General features: G+C 70.8%; 20 protein-coding genes. 13 read left to right on the top strand and 7 right to left on the bottom strand.

Features of this window, described 5'->3' with window-relative positions; all coding sequences use genetic code 11:
- On the bottom strand, positions 1 to 1,031 hold a 1,031-nt coding region (locus tag AC1Q49_RS07175), incomplete at its 3' end, for an extracellular catalytic domain type 1 short-chain-length polyhydroxyalkanoate depolymerase (protein WP_492491311.1).
- A gap of 241 nt (positions 1,032 to 1,272) precedes the next feature.
- On the opposite strand from AC1Q49_RS07175, the gene groES reads away from it, so the two are divergent.
- From groES to AC1Q49_RS07160, 3 genes are all read left to right on the top strand, one after another.
- Positions 1,273 to 1,569, top strand: a complete 297-nt coding sequence (gene groES / locus AC1Q49_RS07170) for a co-chaperone GroES (RefSeq protein ID WP_005050391.1) — start codon at positions 1,273 to 1,275, stop codon at positions 1,567 to 1,569.
- Between the two features lie 198 nt (positions 1,570 to 1,767).
- Positions 1,768 to 2,700: an EamA family transporter RarD gene (gene rarD / locus AC1Q49_RS07165; protein WP_101306835.1), complete on the top strand. Its 933-nt coding sequence runs from the start codon at positions 1,768 to 1,770 to the stop codon at positions 2,698 to 2,700.
- 169 nt (positions 2,701 to 2,869) lie between these two features.
- The gene (locus tag AC1Q49_RS07160) at positions 2,870 to 4,132 is read left to right on the top strand and encodes an ABC transporter substrate-binding protein (RefSeq protein ID WP_060960326.1); all 1,263 of its coding nucleotides are present in this window, start codon (positions 2,870 to 2,872) and stop codon (positions 4,130 to 4,132) included.
- A gap of 183 nt (positions 4,133 to 4,315) precedes the next feature.
- Here the strand turns inward: AC1Q49_RS07160 and AC1Q49_RS07155 are convergent, their stop codons facing one another.
- From AC1Q49_RS07155 to AC1Q49_RS07140, 4 genes are all read right to left on the bottom strand, one after another.
- Positions 4,316 to 5,041 carry an ABC transporter ATP-binding protein gene (locus tag AC1Q49_RS07155; RefSeq protein WP_101307269.1) on the bottom strand — a complete coding sequence of 242 codons (726 nt, stop codon included), beginning with the start codon at positions 5,039 to 5,041 and terminating at the stop codon, positions 4,316 to 4,318.
- Positions 5,042 to 5,097: 56 nt separating this feature from the next.
- The gene (locus tag AC1Q49_RS07150; RefSeq protein ID WP_197425781.1) at positions 5,098 to 5,973 is read right to left on the bottom strand and encodes an ABC transporter ATP-binding protein; all 876 of its coding nucleotides are present in this window, start codon (positions 5,971 to 5,973) and stop codon (positions 5,098 to 5,100) included.
- Between the two features lie 130 nt (positions 5,974 to 6,103).
- Positions 6,104 to 7,093 carry a branched-chain amino acid ABC transporter permease gene (locus tag AC1Q49_RS07145; protein ID WP_060960328.1) on the bottom strand — a complete coding sequence of 330 codons (990 nt, stop codon included), beginning with the start codon at positions 7,091 to 7,093 and terminating at the stop codon, positions 6,104 to 6,106.
- A 5-nt stretch (positions 7,094 to 7,098) separates the two neighbouring features.
- Positions 7,099 to 8,454 carry a branched-chain amino acid ABC transporter permease gene (locus tag AC1Q49_RS07140; RefSeq protein ID WP_060960329.1) on the bottom strand — a complete coding sequence of 452 codons (1,356 nt, stop codon included), beginning with the start codon at positions 8,452 to 8,454 and terminating at the stop codon, positions 7,099 to 7,101.
- Between the two features lie 231 nt (positions 8,455 to 8,685).
- Here AC1Q49_RS07140 and guaB point away from each other — a divergent pair, with 231 nt between their 5' ends.
- Positions 8,686 to 10,188 carry an IMP dehydrogenase gene (gene guaB, locus AC1Q49_RS07135; protein WP_492491307.1) on the top strand — a complete coding sequence of 501 codons (1,503 nt, stop codon included), beginning with the start codon at positions 8,686 to 8,688 and terminating at the stop codon, positions 10,186 to 10,188.
- A gap of 23 nt (positions 10,189 to 10,211) precedes the next feature.
- Here guaB and AC1Q49_RS07130 read toward each other — a convergent pair whose 3' ends face one another.
- The gene (locus AC1Q49_RS07130) at positions 10,212 to 11,318 is read right to left on the bottom strand and encodes an FAD-dependent oxidoreductase (protein ID WP_101306833.1); all 1,107 of its coding nucleotides are present in this window, start codon (positions 11,316 to 11,318) and stop codon (positions 10,212 to 10,214) included.
- 190 nt (positions 11,319 to 11,508) lie between these two features.
- On the opposite strand from AC1Q49_RS07130, the gene AC1Q49_RS07125 reads away from it, so the two are divergent.
- The 6 genes from AC1Q49_RS07125 to guaA all read left to right on the top strand — a co-directional run bounded on the left by AC1Q49_RS07125 (position 11,509) and on the right by guaA (position 17,983).
- On the top strand, positions 11,509 to 13,197 hold the full coding sequence (locus tag AC1Q49_RS07125; protein ID WP_492491304.1) for an ABC-F family ATP-binding cassette domain-containing protein: 1,689 nt from the start codon (positions 11,509 to 11,511) through the stop codon (positions 13,195 to 13,197).
- 9 nt (positions 13,198 to 13,206) lie between these two features.
- Positions 13,207 to 13,899, top strand: a complete 693-nt coding sequence (locus tag AC1Q49_RS07120) for a TMEM175 family protein (protein WP_492491303.1) — start codon at positions 13,207 to 13,209, stop codon at positions 13,897 to 13,899.
- Between the two features lie 15 nt (positions 13,900 to 13,914).
- Positions 13,915 to 15,036 carry a GuaB3 family IMP dehydrogenase-related protein gene (locus tag AC1Q49_RS07115; protein ID WP_060960333.1) on the top strand — a complete coding sequence of 374 codons (1,122 nt, stop codon included), beginning with the start codon at positions 13,915 to 13,917 and terminating at the stop codon, positions 15,034 to 15,036.
- Complete coding sequence (locus AC1Q49_RS07110) at positions 15,033 to 15,854, top strand: SURF1 family protein (RefSeq protein WP_492491301.1); 822 nt, start codon at positions 15,033 to 15,035, stop codon at positions 15,852 to 15,854. Before AC1Q49_RS07115 ends, AC1Q49_RS07110 begins: the two co-directional genes overlap by 4 nt.
- Positions 15,855 to 15,932: 78 nt before the next feature.
- The gene (locus AC1Q49_RS07105) at positions 15,933 to 16,403 is read left to right on the top strand and encodes a DUF3817 domain-containing protein (protein ID WP_060960335.1); all 471 of its coding nucleotides are present in this window, start codon (positions 15,933 to 15,935) and stop codon (positions 16,401 to 16,403) included.
- Positions 16,400 to 17,983 (top strand): glutamine-hydrolyzing GMP synthase, encoded by a 1,584-nt coding sequence (gene guaA, locus AC1Q49_RS07100; protein WP_060960336.1) that lies wholly within the window; start codon positions 16,400 to 16,402, stop codon positions 17,981 to 17,983. The genes AC1Q49_RS07105 and guaA overlap by 4 nt, the downstream gene beginning before the upstream one ends.
- Positions 17,984 to 18,186: 203 nt before the next feature.
- Here guaA and AC1Q49_RS07095 read toward each other — a convergent pair whose 3' ends face one another.
- Complete coding sequence (locus AC1Q49_RS07095; protein ID WP_492491298.1) at positions 18,187 to 19,113, bottom strand: Bax inhibitor-1/YccA family protein; 927 nt, start codon at positions 19,111 to 19,113, stop codon at positions 18,187 to 18,189.
- Between the two features lie 159 nt (positions 19,114 to 19,272).
- Between AC1Q49_RS07095 and AC1Q49_RS07090 the strand changes: the two genes are divergently transcribed.
- From AC1Q49_RS07090 to AC1Q49_RS07080, 3 genes are read left to right on the top strand one after another with little or no spacing between them, the layout of a single operon-like run.
- Positions 19,273 to 20,280, top strand: coding sequence for a glycerophosphodiester phosphodiesterase family protein (locus AC1Q49_RS07090; RefSeq protein WP_492491296.1), 1,008 nt, complete (start codon positions 19,273 to 19,275; stop codon positions 20,278 to 20,280).
- 56 nt (positions 20,281 to 20,336) lie between these two features.
- Entirely contained in the window at positions 20,337 to 21,269 is a 933-nt protein-coding gene (locus tag AC1Q49_RS07085; protein WP_061781862.1) for an ABC transporter ATP-binding protein, read from the top strand.
- Complete coding sequence (locus AC1Q49_RS07080; RefSeq protein WP_492491293.1) at positions 21,266 to 22,354, top strand: ABC transporter permease; 1,089 nt, start codon at positions 21,266 to 21,268, stop codon at positions 22,352 to 22,354. The genes AC1Q49_RS07085 and AC1Q49_RS07080 overlap by 4 nt, the downstream gene beginning before the upstream one ends.
- Positions 22,355 to 22,484 lie beyond the last annotated feature (130 nt).

Raw genomic sequence — 22,484 nt, 5'->3', positions numbered from 1 at the left:
GATGTCGGGGTGGGGGTGGGCGTCGGAGTGCCCGAGCGGTCGACGCGTCGGTTGTTCTGGAAGAAGAAGCCCGTGACGTAGGCCGGGTAGTCGATGCTGTTCGTCGACACGTACGATCCGCCCGGGCCGCCGCCCGCGGGCCAGTTGTGTCCGAGCCCGGTGTTCTGGATCAGCGAGACACGGGGACCCGCGGCATCCGCGTAGAGCGTGCCCGAGCCCGCGGTGTTCGTTCCGGCGAGACCGGTGAGCGCGAACGTCGAGGTCGACCCGGCGCCGTAGATGCCCGCCATGATCTGCGCGTTCAGCGTGTTGTAGCCGGGAGCGACCGTCGTGTCGTTCGACCCGTAGACCACCGAGGTCAGTTGCGTCGCGAAGGCTCCGGATGCCGAGCCGGCGAACGTCGTGCAGGTGTTCCGGCCCTGGGTCTGCGACACGGCGACGCTGCCGATCTGACCGGACGTGGTGCCGACGGTGGGCCCGGCGTTGATGCCGATGCCCGCGAACACGTCGGGGGCGAGGCAGCCCATCACCATGGTCTCGCCGCCACCCGACGACAGTCCCGACAGATACACCTGCGCCGCGTCGATGCCGAGGGTGCCGCGTGCGGTGAGGGTGGAGACGAGGGCGAGGAGGTTGTCGTCGTGGCGGGCGGGGGAGGTGCGCGAGTGGTTCGCGTCGTAGTAGTCCCAGCAGCCCAGCACGACGCCGCCGTTGGGGGCGTCGGGTAGGGCGACGACCATGCCGTACCTCTCGGCGGTCGCCGCCCAGTTGCCGGCCGTCTGCAGGGTGGAGGCCGTCTGGACGCAGCCGTGCAGACTGACCATGAGGGCGCGACCGGCGCCGAGCGTCGGCGCGCTCGCCGGCGTGTAGAGGCGCACGTTCATGCCGGCGATCGACTCGGTGGTCCACGACCCGGTCGCCGCCGTGGCGGGTGTCGCCAGCGGCCCGGCGAGCAGTCCGGCGGCCGCGAGTGCGGCGGCTGTCAGCATCGCCGCCACGGCGCGGCGTCGGGGGATGCGGGGGGATGTCATCGGTCTGCTCCGATCCGGCTCCCGCCTTCGACCGGGCACCATTGCCCGGCGGTCCCGGCTCAGGGGAGCCCAGAGCCGATGTTAGGTGAAACATGATTCATGTAACAGGGGGGTTCCGTGTCGCACGGTTGGCACTCGCGTTGCACGAGTGCCAACTCCGCCCTAGACTTCTGTTAGCACTCCACCCCTGTGGGTGCTAACGAGTCTTGAAGCATCACGCCCAGCAAGAAAGAGGTAGACCGTGTCGGTTTCCATCAAGCCGCTCGAGGACCGCATCGTCATCAAGCAGGTCGAGGCTGAGCAGGTCACGTCCAGTGGCCTCGTCATCCCCGACACCGCCAAGGAGAAGCCCCAGGAGGGCGAGGTCGTGGCCGTGGGCCCCGGCCGCATCGACGACAACGGCAACCGCGTCCCGCTCGACGTCGCCGTCGGCGACCGCGTCATCTACAGCAAGTACGGCGGCACCGAGGTCAAGTTCGGCGGCGACGAGTTCCTCGTCCTGTCGGCTCGCGACGTGCTGGCGGTCGTCGTCCGCTGACGATTCGCACAGAAGGGCCCGGATGCCTCGGCATCCGGGCCCTTCTGCATCCCCTCGCGAGCCGCTACACCCCGGTCGAGCCGCCACGGCCCGTCCCGTCCGAAATGTGGCGGCTCGCACAGAACATGGCGGTTCGCGCACGCTGAACGGCAGGATGCCGCGGCATCCGAGTGTCAGGACCGTCGTAGGCTTTGTCTCATGACACCCGCCGACACCGCACGCGAGGAGCGGCTCGGCGGGATCTATGCCTTCGCGGCCTACTTCCTGTGGGGCTTCATGCCCCTCTATTTCCTGACGCTCGCCCCGATCGGGCCGTGGGAGATCGTCGTCTGGCGCATCCTCTTCTCGCTGCTGTTCTGCGCGGTGCTGCTGACGGTCACGCGCACCTGGGGCAAGCTGTTCGCGATCCTGCGCGACCGTCGTCTCGTGTTCTGGACCATCGTGGCGGGTCTGCTGATCTACGTGAACTGGCAGGTCTTCCTCATCGGCATCCTGACCGGGCACGTCATCGAGGGCAGCCTGGGCTACTTCATCAACCCGATCGTGACCGTCCTGCTGGGTGTCATCGTGCTGAAGGAGCGCCTGCGCACCGCGCAGTGGGTCGCCATCGGTTTCGCCGGCCTCGCGGTGATCGTCATCATCGTCGCGTACGGATCCTTCCCCTGGATCGCCCTCACCCTCGCCGCCAGCTTCGGCGCCTACGGGCTCGTCAAGAAGCAGATCGGTCCGCGCGTCGACGCGATCAGCGGTCTCACGCTCGAGTCCCTGTGGCTCACCCCGATCGCGCTCATCCAGCTCGTCGTCGTCGCGAGCACGACCGGTCTCGTCTTCGGCACCCAGGGAGCCGGCCACACCGCGCTGGTCACCCTCGCCGGCGTCGTGACGGCCGTGCCGCTGCTGCTGTTCGCCAGCGGCGCCCGCCGTGCCCCGCTCACCGTCATCGGCCTGCTCCAGTTCGTCGCGCCGATCCTGCAGTTCATCACCGGCGCGTGGATCCTCCAGGAGCCGATGCCGCTGGAGCGGTGGATCGGGTTCGGACTCGTCTGGGTGGCGCTCATCGTCCTCAGCGCCGACTCGCTGATCGCCGGGCGGCGCGCCCGCGGCGCGGCCGACGTCGTCGATCTGGTCTGAGCCCACCGCGCGGCCCACCGCGAGACCCGCCGCGACCGTTATCGCACCGTGACCGTTCCGTTTCACACCGTTAACGCATCGCAACAATCCGGACGCGACCAGGCCGTTAGGTTTGACCCACTGGGGAGGCTCCCGAGCTCGCCCCGTGTCAACCAGATCAAGGAGCAACATGAGCGTCTTCACACGTTCGCGGGCTGGCAAGGTGCTCGGCGGTATCGCCGTGGCCGCCGTCAGCGCCGTTCTGCTCGCCGGCTGTGCCGGCGGCGGCTCGTCTACGCCCAGCGAAAGCAGCGGCCCGGCCGAGGACCTGACCCTCAAGATCGGCAGCGTGCTGCCGCAGACGGGTAGCCTCGCCTTCCTCGGCCCGCCCGAGGAGGCCGGCGTCCTGCTCGCCGTCGACGAGGTGAACAAGGCGGCCAAGGGCATCACGGTCGACTTCACCCCCGGCGACTCCGGCGACGCCGACAACAAGGCCTTCGAGACCACGGTGCCCAAGCTGCAGAGCGCCGGCGTCTCGGCCATGATCGGTGCGGCGGCATCGGGTGTCACGAAGCTGTTCCTCGACTCCAACGTCGCGGCCGGCATCATCACCTTCTCGCCTGCCAACACCTCGCCCGACTTCACCAACTGGGACGACAAGGGCCTGTACTGGCGCACCGCCCCCAGCGACCTGCTGCAGGGTGAGGTGCTCGGCAACCTGATCGCCGAGGACGGCCACAAGAACATCGGCATCATCTACCAGAACGACGCCTACGGCACCGGTCTGTTCGGTGTCGTCAAGGATGTCTTCGAGTCCACCGGCGGCAAGGTCGTGGCCGAGGCGTCCTACAACGACGGCGACAGCTCGTTCGACGCCCAGGTGGCGACGATCGCGGCCGCCAAGCCGGACGCGGTCGTGCTCGTCACGTTCGACCAGTTCGCGACGATCGCCCCGCTCCTGGTCAACGCGGGTCTGCCGGCGAGCAACTTCTACCTCGTCGACGGCAACCTCAAGCAGTGGGGCGACAAGGTCTCCGTGTCGCTCGAAGGCGCCAAGGGCACCACGCCCGGACCGGTGCTCGAGGACGACTTCAAGGAGCGTCTGAACACCACGTGGACCGCCGCCGGCAACGCCGCGCTCGAGGACTACTCGTACGCGGCCGAGTCCTACGACGCGGTCGTGCTGCTGGCCCTCTCCGCCCTCGCGGCGAAGTCGACCACCGGCGCCGACATGGCGGGCAAGCTGCAGGAGGTCTCCGGCGGCTCGGGCGATGGCAAGAAGTGCACCTCGTTCTCCGAGTGCGCCGACATCATCCTCGGCGGCGGCGTGGCCGACTACGACGGCTACTCCGGCCCGATCACCTTCGACGAGCACGGCGACCCGACGCAGGCGTCCATCGGCATCTTCCAGTTCGGTGCCGACAACATGCACACCCGCATCGACACGCGCTGACACTCGACGCGTAGAGAGGGCCCCGGAGCGATCCGGGGCCCTCTCCCGTGCGTGCGGCGCGACCCGCCGTGCGCGGCGCGGCCCGCCGCCCGCGGCGCCGCTGCGGATGCCACGGCATCCCGGTACGCGAAGAGGCCCCCTCGCGGCGGGAGGGGGCCTCTTCGGTCGTGCCGGACGGGGTGCTCAGTGCTCCTCGTCCGTGCCCAGCGTACCCAGGTAGAGACCGATGACCTGCGGGTCGTTCAGCAGGTCGCGCCCCGTGCCCTCGTGCGCGTCGCGGCCCTGGTCGAGGACGTAGCCGCGGTCGCAGATCTGCAGGCAGCGGCGCGCGTTCTGCTCGACCATGATCGTCGTCACGCCCGCCTTGTTGATGTCGGAGACGCGGATGAAGGCGTCGTCCTGACGTACGGGCGACAGCCCGGCGCTCGGCTCGTCGAGCAGCAGCACCGACGGGTCCATCATGAGGGCGCGGCTCATCGCCACCATCTGCCGTTCGCCGCCGGACAGCGAGCCGGCGCGCTGCTTGAGGCGCTTGCCGAGCTCGGCGAAGATGCCGGTCACGAACTCGAGGCGGGCGGCGTAGATCTTGGGGTTCTGGTAGAGCCCCATCTGCAGGTTCTCCTCGATCGACAGCGACGGGAAGACGTTGTTCGTCTGCGGGACGAACGCCACCCCGCGCTGGACGAGCTTGTCGGCCTTGAGGCCCACGATCGACTCGCCGTTCACCGTGATGTCGCCGCCGCGCACCTTCACGAGCCCGAAGATCGACTTCAGCAGCGTGGACTTGCCGGCGCCGTTGGGACCGATGATGCCGATCAGCTCGCCCTTGCGGGCGACGAGGTTCGCGCCGTTGATGATGTTGATGCCCGGCAGGTAGCCGGCGGTGAGATCGGAGACCTCGACGACGATCTCGTCGGATGCCGCGGGTGCGGCCTGCGCGACGGCTCCCGGGCCCGTGGATGCACTCACTTCTTCTCCTCCTCGGCCTCGGCGATGCTCGCGGCCTCGACGTCCTCGATCTCCTCGAGCAGCTCCTTGGCGGACTCGTCGAGCTCTCCCGGGATGCGGCCCGTGACGACCCCGAGGTCGACGTCCTGGTGGCTGCCGAGGTACGCGTCGATGACGGCCTTGTCCTGCATGACCGAGTCCGGCGGGCCCTCCGCGACGACGCGGCCCTCGGCCATGACGACCACCCAATCCGCGATGTGGCGCACCATGTGCATGTCGTGCTCGACGAACAGCACGGTCACGCCCAGATCCTTCAGATCCAGGATGTGATCCAGCAGCGATTGCGTGAGCGCGGGGTTCACGCCCGCCATCGGCTCATCCAGCATGACCAGCTGCGGATCGCTCATGAGCGCCCGCGCCATCTCCAGGAGCTTGCGCTGGCCGCCCGACAGCGATGCGGCGAAGTCCTTCTCCTTGGTGTCGAGCTTGAAGCGCTGCAGCAGGCCGCGGGCCTTCTCCTCGTTCGCCGTCTCCTGCCCACGCCAGATGCCCGGGATGAAGGCGGACCAGAACCGTTCGCCCTTCTGCTTGGGCGCGCCGAGCTTCATGTTCTCGAGCACCGTCAGCAGCGACAGCGCCTTGGTCAGCTGGAACGTGCGCACCTGCCCCATCCGGGCCACCTTGAAGGCGGGGATGCCGGCGAGGTTCTTCCCGTCGTACGACCACGTGCCCGAGTTGGGCTTGTCGAAGCCGCACAGCAGGTTGAACAGCGTCGTCTTGCCGGCGCCGTTGGGGCCGATGAGCGCCGTGATGGCGTGCCGCGGGATCTCGAGGTGGTCGACGTCGACGGCGGTGAGGCCGCCGAAGCGTCGCGTGACGTCGTCGATCACCATGATCGGGTCGACCTTCGCCACCCCCGGGACGGCGGCGCCCGTGGCGAGACCGGTCTTCTTCGGGCGGCGGATGCTGCCCGTCGCGGTCGTCACCGGCGCGGTCGCGTCGGGGACGCCCTGGGGGTTCTGATCACTTGACAAAGGTCATCTCCTTCTTGTCGCCGAGGATGCCCTGCGGCCGGAAGATCACGATGAGCATGAGGGCGACGCCCACGAGGATGAAGCGCAGCGTGCCCGCCTGGATGTCGCTCATGGGCAGCCAGCCGGCCTTCGCCATCTCGGGCAGGAGGTTGCCGAGCAGGGCCATCACCATCCAGAACAGGACGGCACCGAGCGACGGGCCGAAGATGGTCGACGCGCCGCCGAGCAGGAGGATCGTCCACAGGAAGAAGGTGAGCGCCGTCGTGTAGCTCGACGGGATCACCGCGGACGGCAGCACGTAGACGATGCCGCCGAGCGCGCCGATCACGCCACCGACGACGAGCGCCTGCATCTTGTAGGCGAAGACGTTCTTGCCCAGGGAGCGTACGGCGTCCTCGTCTTCGCGGATGCCCTTGAGCACGCGTCCCCACGGGCTGCGCATGAGCGCCCAGACCACGAAGATCGACACCGCGAGCAGCACCAGACCGAACACGACGACCCAGAGCTGCTGCGCCGTGAACTGCCAGGGACCCCAGCCGTAGCGCGCGCCGCCGGGCAGCGACGGGAACGGGTTGGCCGACTGGAAGCTCCCGTTGTAGTTGCCGAGGCCGTCGGCGGAGTTCGTCCACTCGTCGAACACCTGCGTGGTGAACAGCAGGCGCACGATCTCCGCGGCCGCGATCGTGACGATCGCGAGGTAGTCCGCGCGCAGCCGCAGGGTCGGGATGCCGAGGATGACCGCGAAGACGGCGGCCAGCAGCAGGCCGACGATCATCGCGAGGTACCACGGGAGCCCGAAGGTGAGGATCGAGATCGCGTAGCCGTAGGCGCCGAGGGCCATGAACCCGGCCATGCCGAAGTTCAGGAGGCCCGCGTAGCCGAAGTGCACCGCGAGGCCGGTCGCGGCCAGCGCGTACGCGATCGTGACGGGGCTCAGCAGATAGCCGAGCGTGTTGCCGATGATGGCGCCCCAATCCATGGCCGTCACCCGAGCCTTTCTCTGCGACCCAGCAGACCTTGAGGCCTGACCAGCAGGATGATGATGAGCACGACGAGGGCTCCCGCGTACTTGAGGTCCGACGGGATCCAGAGCGTCGAGGTCTCCACGACGATGCCGACGATGAGCGCGCCGAGCAGCGCGCCGAATGCCGTGCCGAGCCCACCGAGCGTGATGGCGGCGAAGATCAGCAGCAGCATCTGCGTTCCCATGTCCCAGCGCACGCCCGGTCGGAAGTACGCCCACAGCACGCCGGAGATGGCCGCCAGCGCTCCCGCGAGGACCCACACGATGCGCACCACGCGGTCGACGTTGATGCCGGACGCGGCGGCGAGCTGCGGGTTGTCGGAGATCGCGCGCGTCGCCTTGCCGATGCGGGTGCGCAGCAGGAAGTAGGCGACGCCGAGGATGACGATGACGCTCACCCCCATGCTGATGAGGTCGATGTACGACAGCGAGATCGGGCCGAACTCGATCGGCGCCGGGCTCGACCCCGGCAGCTGGCTCGTCGCGCCGCCCACGAAGTACTGATAGGTGTAGCGCAGCGCCAGCGACAGGCCGATGCTCACGATCATCAGCTGGACGACACCGAGCCCGCGACGGCGCAGCGGCCGCCACAGGCCGGCATCCAGGACCAGGCCCAGGGCGCCGCCGCCGAGAACCGCCGCCGTCACCCCCAGCCACAGCGGAAGCTGCCAGGTCGTGCTGAACAGCAGGGCGAGCAGCGCGCCCCACGTGACCATCTCGCCGTGGGCGAAGTTCGACAGGCCGGTCGTGCCGAAGATGAGCGCCGCGCCCATCGCGGCGAGGGCCAGCAGCAGTCCGAAGTTCAGACCGTTGACCAGCCGCACCGCGAGCTGGTCGACGAACGACTGCGTGACGCGCTCACCCTGGCCGAGGAACAGGTTGACGATCTTCGTCTTCGTGAGCCCGAACTCGACCTCGAAGGATCCCGTCGTGCCCTGGATGGGCTGGAGTCCCTCGGGCAGGTTCGACGCGTCGACGATGACGCCTTCCGGGAGCGTGGTCTCATCGACGACGAGCGTGTAGGTGTCCTTGTCGGGAACGTACAGTCGCCACTTGCCCTGGGCGTCGGTGACGGTCTTCGCCTCGAAGCCGCCGCCCTTCACCGACATCCCCACATCGGCGACGGGTTTGTCCTCGAACGTGATCACCCCGCCGAAGTAGTAGTCGGTCTTCTCCTGATCCCCGCCGGGCGTATCGGGGGCGCCGGCGGCGTGCGCGGCGCTCGCAGCCCCGCCGACGATCAGGAGTGACGCTGCGAGCAGCGCTCCGAGGATGAGCACGAGCCACCTCTGGGGCGTTCGTGCGGTGGCGGTCATGGGACGCAAAGGTTCCTCCAGTCCGGCACACCATGGCAGGTGGTGCGGTCGCCTCGACATTGATCAACGACGGTACGAGCGTAATGTGTCGCCATTGTTTCGCCTACCCGCCTCATGTTTCCGGGGGAGCGGAAGCCGGCCGCGGGAACGGGCCGCGGAATGCGCGCCGCCGCCCGCGACTTACAATCGGTACACACCCGAATTCGCGCGCGCGAGATAACAGGAGAGCACGTGGAGCACAACGACCCGTTCGGTTTCGTCGGACTGACCTATGACGACGTGCTGCTCCTGCCGGGGCACACCGACGTCATCCCCTCCGAGGCCGACACGTCGTCGCGCGTCACCCGCCGGATCACCGTGGCGACGCCGCTGCTGTCGGCGGCGATGGACACGGTCAGCGAGGCGCGGATGGCGATCGCGATGGCCCGCGAGGGCGGTCTCGGCATCCTGCACCGCAACCTCGCCATCGCCGAGCAGGCCGCCATGGTCGACCAGGTCAAGCGGAGCGAGTCGGGCATGATCACCGACCCGATCACGACCACCCCCGACGCCACGATCGACGAGGTCGACAAGCTGTGCGGCCAGTACCGCATCTCCGGGCTCCCCGTCGTGGACGAGGACGGGCAGCTGCTGGGCATCATCACGAACCGCGACATGCGCTTCGTGTCGGGCTTCGAGCGCCAGACCACCAAGGTGCGCGACGTCATGACCAGCGAGGGCCTGGTCACAGGGCGCGTCGGCATCGGCGCCAACGAGGTCATCGCGCTGTTCGCGCAGCACCGCGTCGAGAAGCTCCCGCTCATCGACGACGACGGCAAGCTCGCGGGCCTCATCACGATCAAGGACTTCGACAAGAGCGAGAAGTACCCGCTCGCGACGAAGGACGACCAGGGGCGCCTGCGCGTCGGAGCGGCGATCGGCTTCTTCGGCGACGCGTGGGAGCGCGCCGAGGCCCTCCGCGACGCGGGTGTCGACGTCATCGTCGTCGACACGGCCAACGGCCAGTCGCAGGGCGTCATCGACATGGTCCGCCGCCTGAAGGCCGACGAGTCGTTCGCCCACATCGACGTCATCGGCGGCAACGTCGCGACGCGCGAGGGCGCGCAGGCGCTCATCGATGCGGGCGTGGATGCCGTCAAGGTCGGCGTCGGCCCGGGCTCGATCTGCACGACGCGCATCGTCGCGGGCGTGGGCGTGCCCCAGGTGACCGCGATCTGGGAGGCCTACCAGGCCGCGCGCGAGGCCGGCATCCCCGTCATCGCCGACGGCGGTCTGCAGTACTCCGGCGACATCGCCAAGGCTCTCGTCGCGGGCGCCGACACCGTCATGCTCGGATCGCTCCTCGCGGGCACCGACGAGTCGCCGGGCGAGATCGTCTTCCAGGGCGGGAAGCAGTTCAAGCTCTACCGCGGCATGGGCTCGCTCGGTGCGATGCAGACGCGCGGCAAGAAGACGTCCTACTCGAAGGACCGCTACTTCCAGGCCGACATCCCGAGCGACGACAAGCTCATCCCGGAGGGCATCGAGGGTCAGGTCGCGTACCGCGGTCCGGTCTCTGCGGTGGCCTACCAGCTCGTCGGCGGCCTCCGCCAGTCGATGTTCTACGTCGGCGCCCGCACCATCGACGAGCTCAAGGCCCGGGGCAAGTTCGTCCGCATCACGGCGGCCGGGCTCAAGGAGAGCCACCCCCACGACGTGCAGATCGTCGTGGAGGCGCCCAACTACAAGAAGTAGCGGTCGCCGGCCGGCGCCGGTCGTCAGGACGGCAGGCGGAACGGCGCGGCGGCCCGCGCCGACGGGTCCAGAGCGAGCGCGGCGAGGGTCGCGCCCACGCCCGGCGCGAACTTGAAGCCGTGGCCGGAGAAGCCCGCCCCGACCACGACCGGTCCCACGCGGTCGAGCACGAACGCGGCATCCGGAGTGGACGTGTACGTGCACGAGATCGGCGCCGCGCTGTCGGCGTCCAGGCCCGGGAACCACTCCCGCACGTACTCCCGCAGCTCGCGCTGGAGCGTCGGCCGGTGCGGTCGGGCGTCGGGATCGACCTCGTCTCCGACGGCGTGGAACCCCACCTTCACGCCCTCACCGGGTGTCGGCATGCCGTAGACCCCGCCCGGACGCTCTCCCGGGACGCCGATGTGGTTGAACGACGGCCAGGGACCGGGACCGACGGCGGCGAAGTGCGCCGGGCTCTCCTCGGTGACCCGCAGGGGAGGCAGACGGAGGTCCGGGTCGGCGCCCGCCAGCAGCCGATCGGTCCACGCCCCCGCGGTCACGACCGCGACATCCGCCCGCAGCGTCTCGCCGTCGAGCACGACGTCGACGCCGTCCGCATCGGGACGCACCGCGTGGACCGGGGTCTGCCACCGCACCGCGGCGCCGGCGGCGACGATCCGCCGCTCCCATTCGCGCAGCGCCGCGTCGGCGCGGACGACCCCGCCCTCGGGGGAGTGGAGCACGACGTCCTCGAACCGCATCCCGGGCCAGCGGCGATGCGCCTGCGCGGCGTCGAGCAGTTCGGCGCGGATGCCGCGCTCCTGCAGGCGGCGGGCGATCTCGGCGACCGGCACGGGGGCGTCGCGAAGGCCCGCGCCGTGCGTCACCAGGCCGTGCAGACGCAGCAGCGGCTCGCCCTCGACGATGCCGAGCCCGTCCCATCCCTCCCGGGCGCGCGCCAGCAGGTCGAGGTAGTGCTCCTCGCCGTACGCGTTGTTGAAGTTGCGTGTCGCCCCGTGCGACGCGCCCTGGCGGTGGCCCCGCGCGAAGCGGTCGAGCACGATCGGCCGTTCTCCGCGCAGCGTCAGCTGCCAGGCCGTCGCCAGCCCCATGACCCCGCCGCCGATCACGACGATGCGCTGCGCCACGCCGTCTCCTCTCGTTCCGGCATCCATCCTGGGCCACCGCGCCCGTCGAGGGCGCGTTCGTGACGCCGCGGGTCGGTGGCCCGCGGGCGCCGCGCCGGTCGCTCGGAGGCCCGCGCTGGTCGCCCGGAGGACAACGCGCTAGGCTGGTCGGCTCTGCGCCCGCGACGCGGCGAGGGCGGAAGGACCCGTCATGGGCTACATCGACATCGCCGCCGTCTCGTTCACGCTGCCGGACGGGCGCCCGCTGCTGGACGAGGTGACGTTCCGGGTCGCCGACGGCAGGACCACCGCGCTGATCGGCCAGAACGGCGCGGGCAAGACCACGCTGCTGCGCATCATCCGCGGCGAGCTCGCGCCGCGTTCGGGGGTCGTCACCATCGACGGAGGACTCGGCGTCATGGACCAGTTCGTCGGCCACGGCGAGGCGGGCCAGACGATCCACGACCTGCTCATCTCCGTCGCCCCGGCACGCGTCCGCTCCGCCGCGCGCGAGCTCGAGGATGCCGAGTCGGCCATCATCGACCGCGACGACCTCGACACGCAGATGCGCTACGCGGCCGCGCTCGCCGACTACGCCGAAGCGGGCGGCTACGAGTACGAGACCGTGTGGGACACGTGCACGACCGCGGCCCTGGGCGTGCCGTTCGCGCGCGCCCGGTTCCGCGCGCTGACGACGCTGTCGGGCGGCGAGCAGAAGCGGCTCGCCCTCGAGGCGCTGCTGCGCGGTCCCGACCAGGTGCTCCTGCTGGACGAGCCCGACAACTACCTCGACGTCCCCGGCAAGCGCTGGCTCGAGCAGCGGCTGCGCGAGACGGCGAAGACCGTCCTGCTCGTCTCGCACGACCGCGAGCTGCTCGCTCGCGCCGCCGACCGCATCGTGACCCTCGAAGCCGGCGGGGCGGGCAGCACGGCCTGGGTGCACGGCGGCGGGTTCGACGGGTATCACGCCGCCCGCGAAGACCGGATGGCGCGCCTCGACGAGTTGCGCCGGCGCTGGGACGAGCAGCACGCGAAGCTCATCCGCTTCGTCGCGGACATGAAGGCGAAGGCGGCGGCCAGCGACGAGTTCGCCTCCCGGTACCGGGCGGCGCAGACGCGGCTGCGCCGCTTCGAGGAGGCCGGGCCGCCCGAGGAACGCCCGCCGGCGCAGACGCTGGACGTGCGCCTCCGCGGCGCGCGGACGGGCAAACGCGCCGTCGTCGCCGAGGGGCTCGAGCTGACCGGCCTCATGACGGCGTTCGACCTCGAGGTCTGGTTCGGCGACCGCATCGCGGTGCTCGGCTCCAACGGGTCGGGCAAGTCCCACTTCCTGCGCCTCCTGGCGCGCGGGGGAACCGACCCCGACCGGCTGCAGGGCCATGTCACCGAGGTGGGAGCCGTGCTCGACCCGGTGGCGCACACGGGTCGTGCGGTGCTCGGCGCCCGCGTCACTCCCGGCTGGTTCGCGCAGACCCACCGGCATCCGGAGTTCTCCGGCCGGTCGCTGCTCGACATCCTGCACCGCGGCGACGACCGGCGGCCCGGCCTGCCGCGCGACGCGGCCAGCTCGGCCCTCGACCGGTACGGACTGGTCCGTCAGGCCGAGCAGACGTTCGACAGCCTCTCGGGTGGGCAGCAGGCCCGGTTCCAGGTCTTGCTGCTGGAGCTGTCGGGCGCGACGCTGCTGCTGCTGGACGAGCCCACCGACAACCTCGACCTCGTCTCGGCGGAGGCGCTGGAGGACGCGCTGCGGCGGTTCGAGGGGACCGTGATGGCCGTGACCCACGATCGGTGGTTCGCGCGCTCGTTCGATCGCTTCCTCGTCTTCGGCGCCGACGGCCGCGTCGTGGAGACCGCCGAGCCGGTCTGGGACGAGGCGCGCGTCGCGCGGCCGCGCTAGCCTGAGCGCGTGAGCGAGACGACGCGGCCGCGCCGCCGACGCGCGGCTTCCGGTGGCACCTCCCGCGTCGAGGCGTACTCCGACGCCGTCTTCGCGATCGCCGCGACGCTGCTCGTGCTCGATCTGACGACCGCCTCATTCGGCGAGATCGGTTCGGATGCCGACATGTGGGCGGCCCTCGCGGGACTGTGGCCGAACGTGTCCTCGTTCGCGGTGAGCTTCGCGCTGCTGAGCGGCATGTGGATGATCCACCTGCGGCAGTTCCGTGACATCGCCGACGTCGACACGACGCTGCTGTGGCTGAACAACGCCCGGCTGCTGTTCGTCGTCCTCATCCCGTTCACGACGGCGCTGACCTCGCAGTACTCGGACTTCCTCGCGGGGCGCGTCCTGCTGCCCGTCGACTTCTTCCTCGTGGCGCTGTTCGGTCACCTGTCCTGGAGGTGGGCCGCCGCCCGCGGCGGGCAGCTGTTGCGCCCGGAGGCGGTCGAGAACGTCCGCGCGGCGAGCGCCGGCGGCATCTCGGCGGTCACGTGCGCCGCTGTCGCCGTGGCGCTGTCGCCGTGGATCGGGTCGTACGCCTTCCTCGCCTTCCTGCTCAACGGCGTGCTCGCCGCGCTCATCCTCCGCCTCACGCGGCCGCATCCCGCAGGGGATGCCGCGGGTGCGGATACCGCGGGGGCGGACGGAGAGCGCGGGTAGGCTGGGGATGTGACCATGGAGATCGAGCTCGGCCGCGCCAAGCGCGCCCGCCGCGCCTATGCGTTCGACGACATCGCGGTCGTGCCTTCGCGGCGCACCCGTAACCCCGAGGACGTCTCGACCGCCTGGTCGATCGATGCCTTCGGTTTCGAGATCCCCGTCCTCGGCGCCCCGATGGACTCGGTCATGAGCCCGCGCACGGCCGTGATGCTCGGCCAGCTCGGCGGCCTCGGCGTGCTCGACCTCGAGGGCGTGTGGACGCGGTACGACGACCCGGAGCCCCTGCTCGAGGAGATCGGGTCGCTGCCGGCATCCGAGGCGACCCGTCGCATGCAGGAGCTGTACGCCGAGCCGATCAAGCCCGAGCTCGTCCGCGACCGCCTCGCCGAGATCCGCGATGCCGGCGTCACGGTCGCCGGTGCCCTGACCCCTCAGCGCACCCAGGAGCTGTACGAGACGGTCGTCGCGGCCGGCGTCGACCTCTTCGTCATCCGCGGCACGACCGTCTCCGCCGAGCACGTCTCCAGCGTCGACGCCCCCCTGAACCTCAAGAAGTTCATCTACGACCTCGACGTCCCCGTGATCGTCGGCGGCGCCTCCACGTACACGGCGGCGCTGCATCTGATGCGCACGGGAGCCGCGGGCGTGCTGGTGGGCTTCGGCGGCGGAGCGGCCTCGACCACCCGCGCCACCCTCGGCATCCACGCCCCCATGGCGACCGCCGTCGCCGACGTGGCCGGGGCCCGCCGCGACTACCTCGACGAGTCGGGCGGCCGCTACGTGCACGTCATCGCCGACGGCGGCGTCGGCACCTCGGGCGACATCGTGAAGGCCCTCGCGATGGGCGCGGATGCCGTCATGCTCGGCGTCGCCCTCGCGCGCGCGACCGACGCGCCCGGCCGCGGACACCACTGGGGTCCCGAGGCCCACCACCCGAAGCTCCCGCGCGGCAAGCGCGTCGAGGTCGGGCAGGTCGCGCCGCTCGAGGAGATCCTGTACGGGCCGGCCCCGGTCGCCGACGGTACGGCGAACCTCATCGGCGCGCTCAAGAAGTCGATGGCCACCACGGGCTACTCCGACCTCAAGGAGTTCCAGCGCGTCGAGGTCGTCGTCGCGCCCTACATGGCAGGTCGATGACCACGGAGCCGTTCCCGCCCACGCTGCGCGAGGTCATGCTGCGCCCCTGGTGGCTCGGCATGCTCGTGTTCGCGCTCGTCGTCGCGGCCGTCTTCGCCTGGCTCGGCCAGTGGCAGCTCGGCCGCGCGATCGACACGTCGCCGCCCGCTCCCGGGGCCACCGAGCAGGTGCGCCCGATCGCGGAGATCACCGAGCCCGGTGCGTATCTGCCCGAGCCGCTGGTCGGTCAGCGCGTCGAGGTCTCGGGCTCCTTCGTCGCCGATGACTTCCTCGTCGTCTCGTCCCGGTTCAACGACGGGCGACAGGGCTACTGGGTGACCGGGCAGTTCCGCACCGACGCCGCGACCCCGACCTCGCTCGCGGTCGCCGTCGGCTGGACGGATGACCGCGCGGTCGCGGATGCCGCGGCATCCGCCCTCAACGCCGACCCCGGCGGCGCGCTCACGCTCACCGGTCGGCTCGTCGCCGACGAGGGCCCCATGGCGCCGCCCCGCGGCGCCGCGCCCACCGAGATGACCCGGATGTCGCCGGCGGCCCTGCTGAGCTGGTGGCACGACACGGACGAGCTCTCGGTGTACCGCCCGTACCTGGTCGCCGATGCCGGCGAGCCGCTCGTGGGTGGGCTCGTCGCGATCGATTCGCCGGCTCCCGCCGAGGGCTCCGCCATCAACTGGCTGAACATCTTCTACGCCGTCGAGTGGGCCATCTTCGCGGGCTTCGCGTTCTACATGTGGTACCGGCTGGCCCGCGACGCGTGGGAGAAAGAGGTCGAGGCGCTCGAGGAGGAGCAGGCCGCGCGAGCGCGGGAGACCGTGTGATGCGCGAGGCGCCGGTCGCCGCCGTCACCGCATCCGCGGCGGCCGAACCGGCGGGCGTCGCCGACTAGACTTGACGGCATGCCTCAGCCCAAACTCGCCAGTTTTCCGGCGATCCGCGGGGCGCTCAGGTTCTACCAGATCGCCTCGGTGATCACGGGTGTCATGCTCCTGTCGCTGTGCGCCGAGATGATCGTCAAGTACGCCTTCGGCTACGAGCTGTTCGCCGGCGGCGCCGGGGGAGCGCTCTGGCTGCACCCGGTCACGCTGGACGGCGGCGGCGACCTCACCGGCGGCGCGATCAACCTGTCCACCGGCATCCTCATCGCGCACGGCTGGTTCTACGTCGTGTACCTCTTCGCGTGCTTCCGCGTGTGGAGCCTCATGCGCTGGGGCTTCGTGCGGTTCATCGTGCTCGCGCTCGGCGGCATCGTCCCGCTCCTGTCGTTCTTCATGGAGGCGCGCGTCGCCCGCGAGGTGCGGGCCTACCTCGCGCAGCGCGAGGCCGACGAGTCCTCCGCCCCGATCCCCGCCACGGAAGGCAGCCGGTGACCACCCAGACCGAGACCGCTCAGCGTCCCGTCCTCGTCGTCGACTTCGGAGCCCAGTACGCGCAGCTCATCGCGCGACGGGTGCGCGAGGCCGGCGTCTACAGCGAGCTGGTGCCGCACACCGTCACCGCCGCCGACGTCGAGGCGAAGAACCCGGTGGCCATCATCCTCTCCGGCGGTCCGTCCTCCGTGTACGAGCCCGGTGCCCCGACGCTCGACCCGGCCGTGCTGCAGCTCGGCGTGCCGACGCTCGGCATCTGCTACGGCTTCCAGGTGATGGCGCAGCAGCTGGGCGGCCAGGTCGCCAACACCGGCCTGCGCGAGTACGGCGCGACGGATGCCGTGGTCGCGAATGACGGCGGTGTGCTGCTCGGCGGTCAGCCCGTCGAGCAGAACGTCTGGATGAGCCACGGCGACCAGGTCGCGGCGGCCCCCGAGGGCTTCGAGGTGCTCGCCTCGACCGCGGCGACGCCGGTCGCCGCCTTCGGCAACGCCGAGAAGTGCTTCTACGGCGTCCAGTGGCATCCCGAGGTCAAGCACTCCGACTACGGCCAGGACGTCATCGTCAACTTCCTCCACAAGGCGGCGGGACTGGCCGCCGACTGGAACAGCGGCAACGTCATCGCCGAGCAGGTCGAGCGCATCCGCGCGCAGGTCGGCAGCGGCCGCGTGCTGTCGGCGCTGTCCGGCGGCGTCGACTCCGCGGTGTCGACGGCGCTCGTGCACAAGGCCGTCGGCGACCAGCTCGTCGCCGTCTTCGTCGACCACGGCCTCCTGCGCAAGGGCGAGCGCGAGCAGGTCGAGAACGACTACGTGGCATCCACCGGCGTGCGCCTGATCACGGTCGACGCCCGCGAGACCTTCCTCACCGCCCTCGCCGGCGTGAGCGACCCGGAGCAGAAGCGCAAGATCATCGGCCGCGAGTTCATCCGCGCCTTCGAGAAGGTGCAGGCCGACCTCGTCGCCGAGGCGGCCGCCGAGGGTGAGCCGATCCGGTTCCTCGTGCAGGGGACGCTGTACCCCGATGTCGTCGAGTCCGGCGGCGGTGCGGGGACCGCGAACATCAAGAGCCACCACAACGTCGGCGGGCTCCCGGAGGATCTGCAGTTCGAGCTCGTCGAGCCGCTGCGCACCCTCTTCAAGGACGAGGTGCGCGCGATCGGTCGCGAGCTGGGGCTTCCCGAGGCGATCGTCGGCCGCCAGCCGTTTCCGGGGCCCGGCCTCGGCATCCGCATCGTGGGTGAGGTCACCGCTGACCGCCTCGAGATCCTGCGTGACGCCGACGCCATCGCCCGCGAGGAGCTGACGAAGGCGGGCCTGGACGGCGAGATCTGGCAGTGCCCGGTGGTGCTCCTGGCCGACGTCCGGTCGGTGGGCGTGCAGGGCGACGGCCGCACGTACGGCCACCCGATCGTGCTGCGTCCCGTCTCGAGCGAGGACGCGATGACCGCCGACTGGACGCGCCTGCCGTACGACGTGCTGTCGAAGATCAGCAACCGCATCACCAACGAGGTCCGCGAGGTCAACCGGGTCGTGCTCGACGTCACGTCGAAGCCCCCGGGGACCATCGAGTGGGAGTGATCTGACCGGATGCCGGGATCGCGGGGACTGCCCCGGGTCCCGGCATCCGTCGTTGCGCGGTCATCGTGCGGGCCGGGTCGTGTTTCGTCTTCCGTCTGGATGGTGTGACCAGGGATGCCGTGCCGCGTGCGGGCTGTGCCGGGAAAGCCGAAGGCCCGCCCGGGGAGCCGGACGGGCCTTCGTGCGCGCGGGGCGCGGGGCGACTAGTTGTTGCCGCGCGCGATCGCGATGAGGCGCAGGATCTCGATGTACAGCCACACGACCGTCACCATGATGCCGAAGCCGCCGACCCAGCCGTACTCGCGGGGCGCGCCGTTGCGCACACCCTGCTGGATCTGGTCGAAGTCGAGCACGAGGGAGTACGCGGCCATGATGACCACGAGCACACCGATGATCAGGCCGAGGGGGATGCCGGCGATCTTGATGTTGCTGTACAGACCGAAGGCGCCGCCCTCGCCCGCCGCGCCGAACATCATCAGCACGACGTTCAGCAGGCCGAAGACGAGGTAGCCGATCATCGCGATCATGAAGATCTTCGTGGCGCGGGCGCTCGCGCGGACCTTGCCGCTGGCGAAGAGGGCGAGGGTGACACCGACGACCGACAGGGTCGCCAGCGTGGCCTGCATGACGATGCCGGGCCAGATGAACTCGAAGTACGCCGAGATGCCGCCGACGAAGAGGCCCTCGAACGCCGCGTAGGCGAAGATCAGCGCGGGGCGGACCTTCTTGCGCGACGTGAACGAGATCACCATCGCCAGCACGAACCCGCCGAGCATGCCGATGATCCAGGGCACGATCGTCACCTGCGAGGTGGTGGTGAGCTGCTCCGGCGAGAACGCGCCGCCCAGGGTCCACACCCAGCCGACGACGGCCGTGACGAGGAGGATCGCGAACAGGCCGACGGTCTTCGCGACGGTGTCCTCGACGGTCATCCGGCCGGTCTGGTGCGACGCGGCGGCGGGCGCGGCGAAGGCGCCCTCGAGCTGGGCGTTCACCGCGGCATCCGTCACCTGGTGCGACGTCGCGGCGTAGGCGGTCTGGGCGCCGGGCTGCGGCGCGGCCGGCGGCGTGAGGCCGGGACGCTGCTCTTGGAACGCCGGGTTGTTGAATGCGAAGTTGCCGGAGGCCATGGTCTCTTTCCACTCCCTAGGGGTGCACCGGACGGGTGCACAGCGAGGTGCTGTGACACCAGGCTATCGGACGGGTGTCGCGCGGCGTCAGGGCCCGGCTGTGTCGCTGCTGTGAAGGCGCTCGGAGAGGTCATAGCCGCTCTCGTTAGCCTGGGAGGCATGCCTGCCGTCCGGCCCCTGATCATCGGTCATCGTGGCGCCCCGGGGTATCGGCCCGAGCACACCCGTTCGTCGTACGCGCTCGCCCTCGCGCTGGGCGTGGACGCGGTCGAGCCGGATGTCGTCGTCACCGCCGACGGGGTGCTGGTCGTGCGTCACGAGAACGAGATCGGCGGGACCACCGACGTCGCCGAGCACCCCGAGTTCGCCGCGCGGCGCACCACGAAGACCATCGACGGGGTGGAGCACACGGGGTGGTTCACGGAGGACTTCACGTGGGACGAGCTGGCGACGCTGCGCTGCCGCGAGCGGCTGCCCCAGTTGCGCCCGTCCAGTGCCGCGTTCGACGGGGCGGAGCCGCCGCTGCGCCTCCGCGACGTGCTGGACCTCGTGCGGGCGGCGTCCCGTGACCAGGGGCGAGAGATCGGCGTCGTGCTGGAGATCAAGCACGCGACGTACTTCGCCGGCCTCGGCGTCGACCTCGACGCCCTCGTCGCCGCGGAGCTCCGGCGTGCGGGGTGGGCCGACGGCGAACTGCCGCTGTACCTCGAATCCTTCGAGCAGGACGTGCTGATGCGGCTGCGCGCCCGCGGCATCCGGGGCACCTACGTGTACCTGCTCGAGGCGAGCGGCACCGCCTACGACCTCCTCTCCGCCGCCGGGAGCACGCCACCGACCTACCGCGAGCAGGCGACGCCGGCGGGTCTGGACCGCCTCGCCGGCGAGGTCGACGCGATCAGCGTCGACAAACGCATGATCCTCGCCCCCGATCGGCTGGGCCGTGCCACGGGTCCGGCCCGCGTCGTCGCCGACGCGCACGAGCGCGGGCTCCGGGTGTTCACGTGGACCTGCCGTCCCGAGAACGCCTTCCTCCTGGCGGCGTACCGCCGGGGCCGGTCGAAGGCCGCGTTCGGCGACTACGCGGGGGAGTGGGGGGTGATCGCGGATGCCGGGGTGGACGGCGTCTTCGTGGATCACGCCGACCTCGGGGTCGCGTTCTTCCGCTGACGCAGCGGCCGGCGGCGCGGCGGTGTCCTTCCACAGCGACCGCATAGGGTGAGGGCATGAGCCCTTCCGGCATCGTCGTCACCGGGGTGCGCCGCTCGTTCGGCGCCGTCCACGCGGTGCGCGACGTCTCCTTCGACGCCCGCGCCGGCGCCGTGACGGGTCTCGTGGGCCCCAACGGCTCCGGCAAGACCACCCTGATGCTGATGCTGGCGTCGCTGCTGGCGCCGGATGCCGGCACCATCCGCATCGGCGGGATCGACCCGGTCGCCGACCCGGCGTCGGCCCGCGCGGTGCTCGGGTGGATGCCGGACGCGCTCGGCGCCTGGCCGTCGCTGACGGCCCGGGAGACGCTGACGATGACCGCGCGCCTGTACGGCATCGAACCCGACCCGGCGCGCGAGGGTGCCGCACGCCTGCTCGCCGAGGTGGGGCTGTCCGCGCTCGCCGACGCCCCCGCACGGGTGCTGTCGCGGGGCCAGAAGCAGCGGCTGGGGCTCGCGCGGGCGCTCGTGCACGACCCGCGGGTGCTGCTCCTGGACGAGCCGGCGTCGGGTCTGGACCCACAGGCGCGTATCGATCTGCGCGTGCTGCTGCGCCGGCTCGCGGCCGACGGGCGCACCATCCTCCTCTCCAGCCACATCCTCTCGGAGCTGGAGGAGGTGGTCGACGACGCCGTGTTCCTCGTCGAGGGATCCACGGTCGCCGGCGACCGCGTCGCCGCGGCGGCGACGCGTCAGCGCTCCTGGCGCATCCGGCTGGCCGACCGCGACGCGACGGCGGCGGTGCTCCCGGTGGCGCAGACCCTGGGACTCGACGCCGCGCTCGTGCCGATCGACCGCCGCGATCTGCTCGTCGCGTTCGCGAGCGACGCGGACGCGGCATCCGCCCTCGCCGCCCTCGTCGGAGCGGGCCTGCCGGTGGCGGAGTTCGCCGCCGCGACGGGGATGCTGGAACACACCTTCCTCGACCTCGAAGGAGACCGCTCATGAGCGCCGCGCGGCTGTGGACGATCGCCCGTCTCGAGCTGTTGCAACGCGTGCGCACCGTGTCGTGGTACGTGCTGCTCGGGGTCTTCGCCCTCGCCCTCATCGGTGTGACCGCCCTCGCGTTCCTCGCCTACGGCGGGTGGGGTCAGAGCGGGCCGGGGGTCTTCTCCGTCGTCGTCTACGTCACCCTGCTGCTCGTGCTCCTCGTCTCGCCCACCCTCAGCGGCAACAGCATCAACGGCGACCGGGATGCCGCGACCCTCGCGCCCGTGCAGGTCACGCTGGTCACGGCCGGCGAGATCCTGCTCGGCAAGTTCCTCGCGGGGTGGATCACGGGGCTCGCGTTCGCCGCGGTCGCAGCGCCGTTCCTCGTGATCTCGACCTTCGCGGGCGGGGTGAACGCACTGACGGTCGTCGTGTCGCTCGCCGTGCTCGTCCTGGAGACCGGCGTGATCGCCGCGATCGGCGTCGCGCTGTCGGGCGTGCTGGCCCGTCCGCTGTTCTCCGTGGCGACGACCTATCTCGTCGTCGCCGCGCTCGCCGTGGGCACACCGCTCGGGTTCGGGCTCATCGGCTCCGCCGTCGCCAGCGAGGGCACCTCGCTGACGCGGTCGTACGAGATCGGGCCCGACGGCCTGCCCCTGTGCCGCGACGGCGGCGACGACTGCGGGAACGATCCGGGTCGGATCGTGTGCGGTGAGTGGACGACCAGCACCTACCGGGTGCCGCGCTTCGACTACGTCTGGTGGATGCTGTCGGCCAACCCCTTCGTCATCCTCGGCGATGCGACGCCGACGACCTACAACGAGTACGGGTACCCGGACGACCTGTTCGGCTCGCTCAAGCTCTCCGTCCGCTCGGCTCAGGTGCCGCCGTCCCTCGAGCAGACGTGGGACGACTGCGACCCCCGCATGTACGTCGACGACGGCGACCGGCGCTCGCCCCAGCAGGTCATCGACGGCACGGTGCCGAGCTGGTTCGTCGGACTGGCGGTGCAGATCGCGCTCGCCGCACTGCTGCTGTGGTGGGCCTGGGCCCGCACGCGCACCCCCGCGCGGAGGCTGCCCCCGGGCACGCGCATCGCCTGACGGCGGCGGCAGCGCCAATGGATGAGGATCCTCTCATCCTCCTTTCGCCGCATGCAGGGGGTGCATAGCCTCCATACAGCCGCGTCACACCCCGATGTGGCACCTCCCCCTGCACGAAAGGCGGTCCCCC

Source organism: Microbacterium sp. MPR-TSA4 (genome assembly GCF_058792815.1).
Note: the sequence above shows the minus strand (reverse complement) of the source record. Positions and strands in the feature narration are given on the sequence as shown.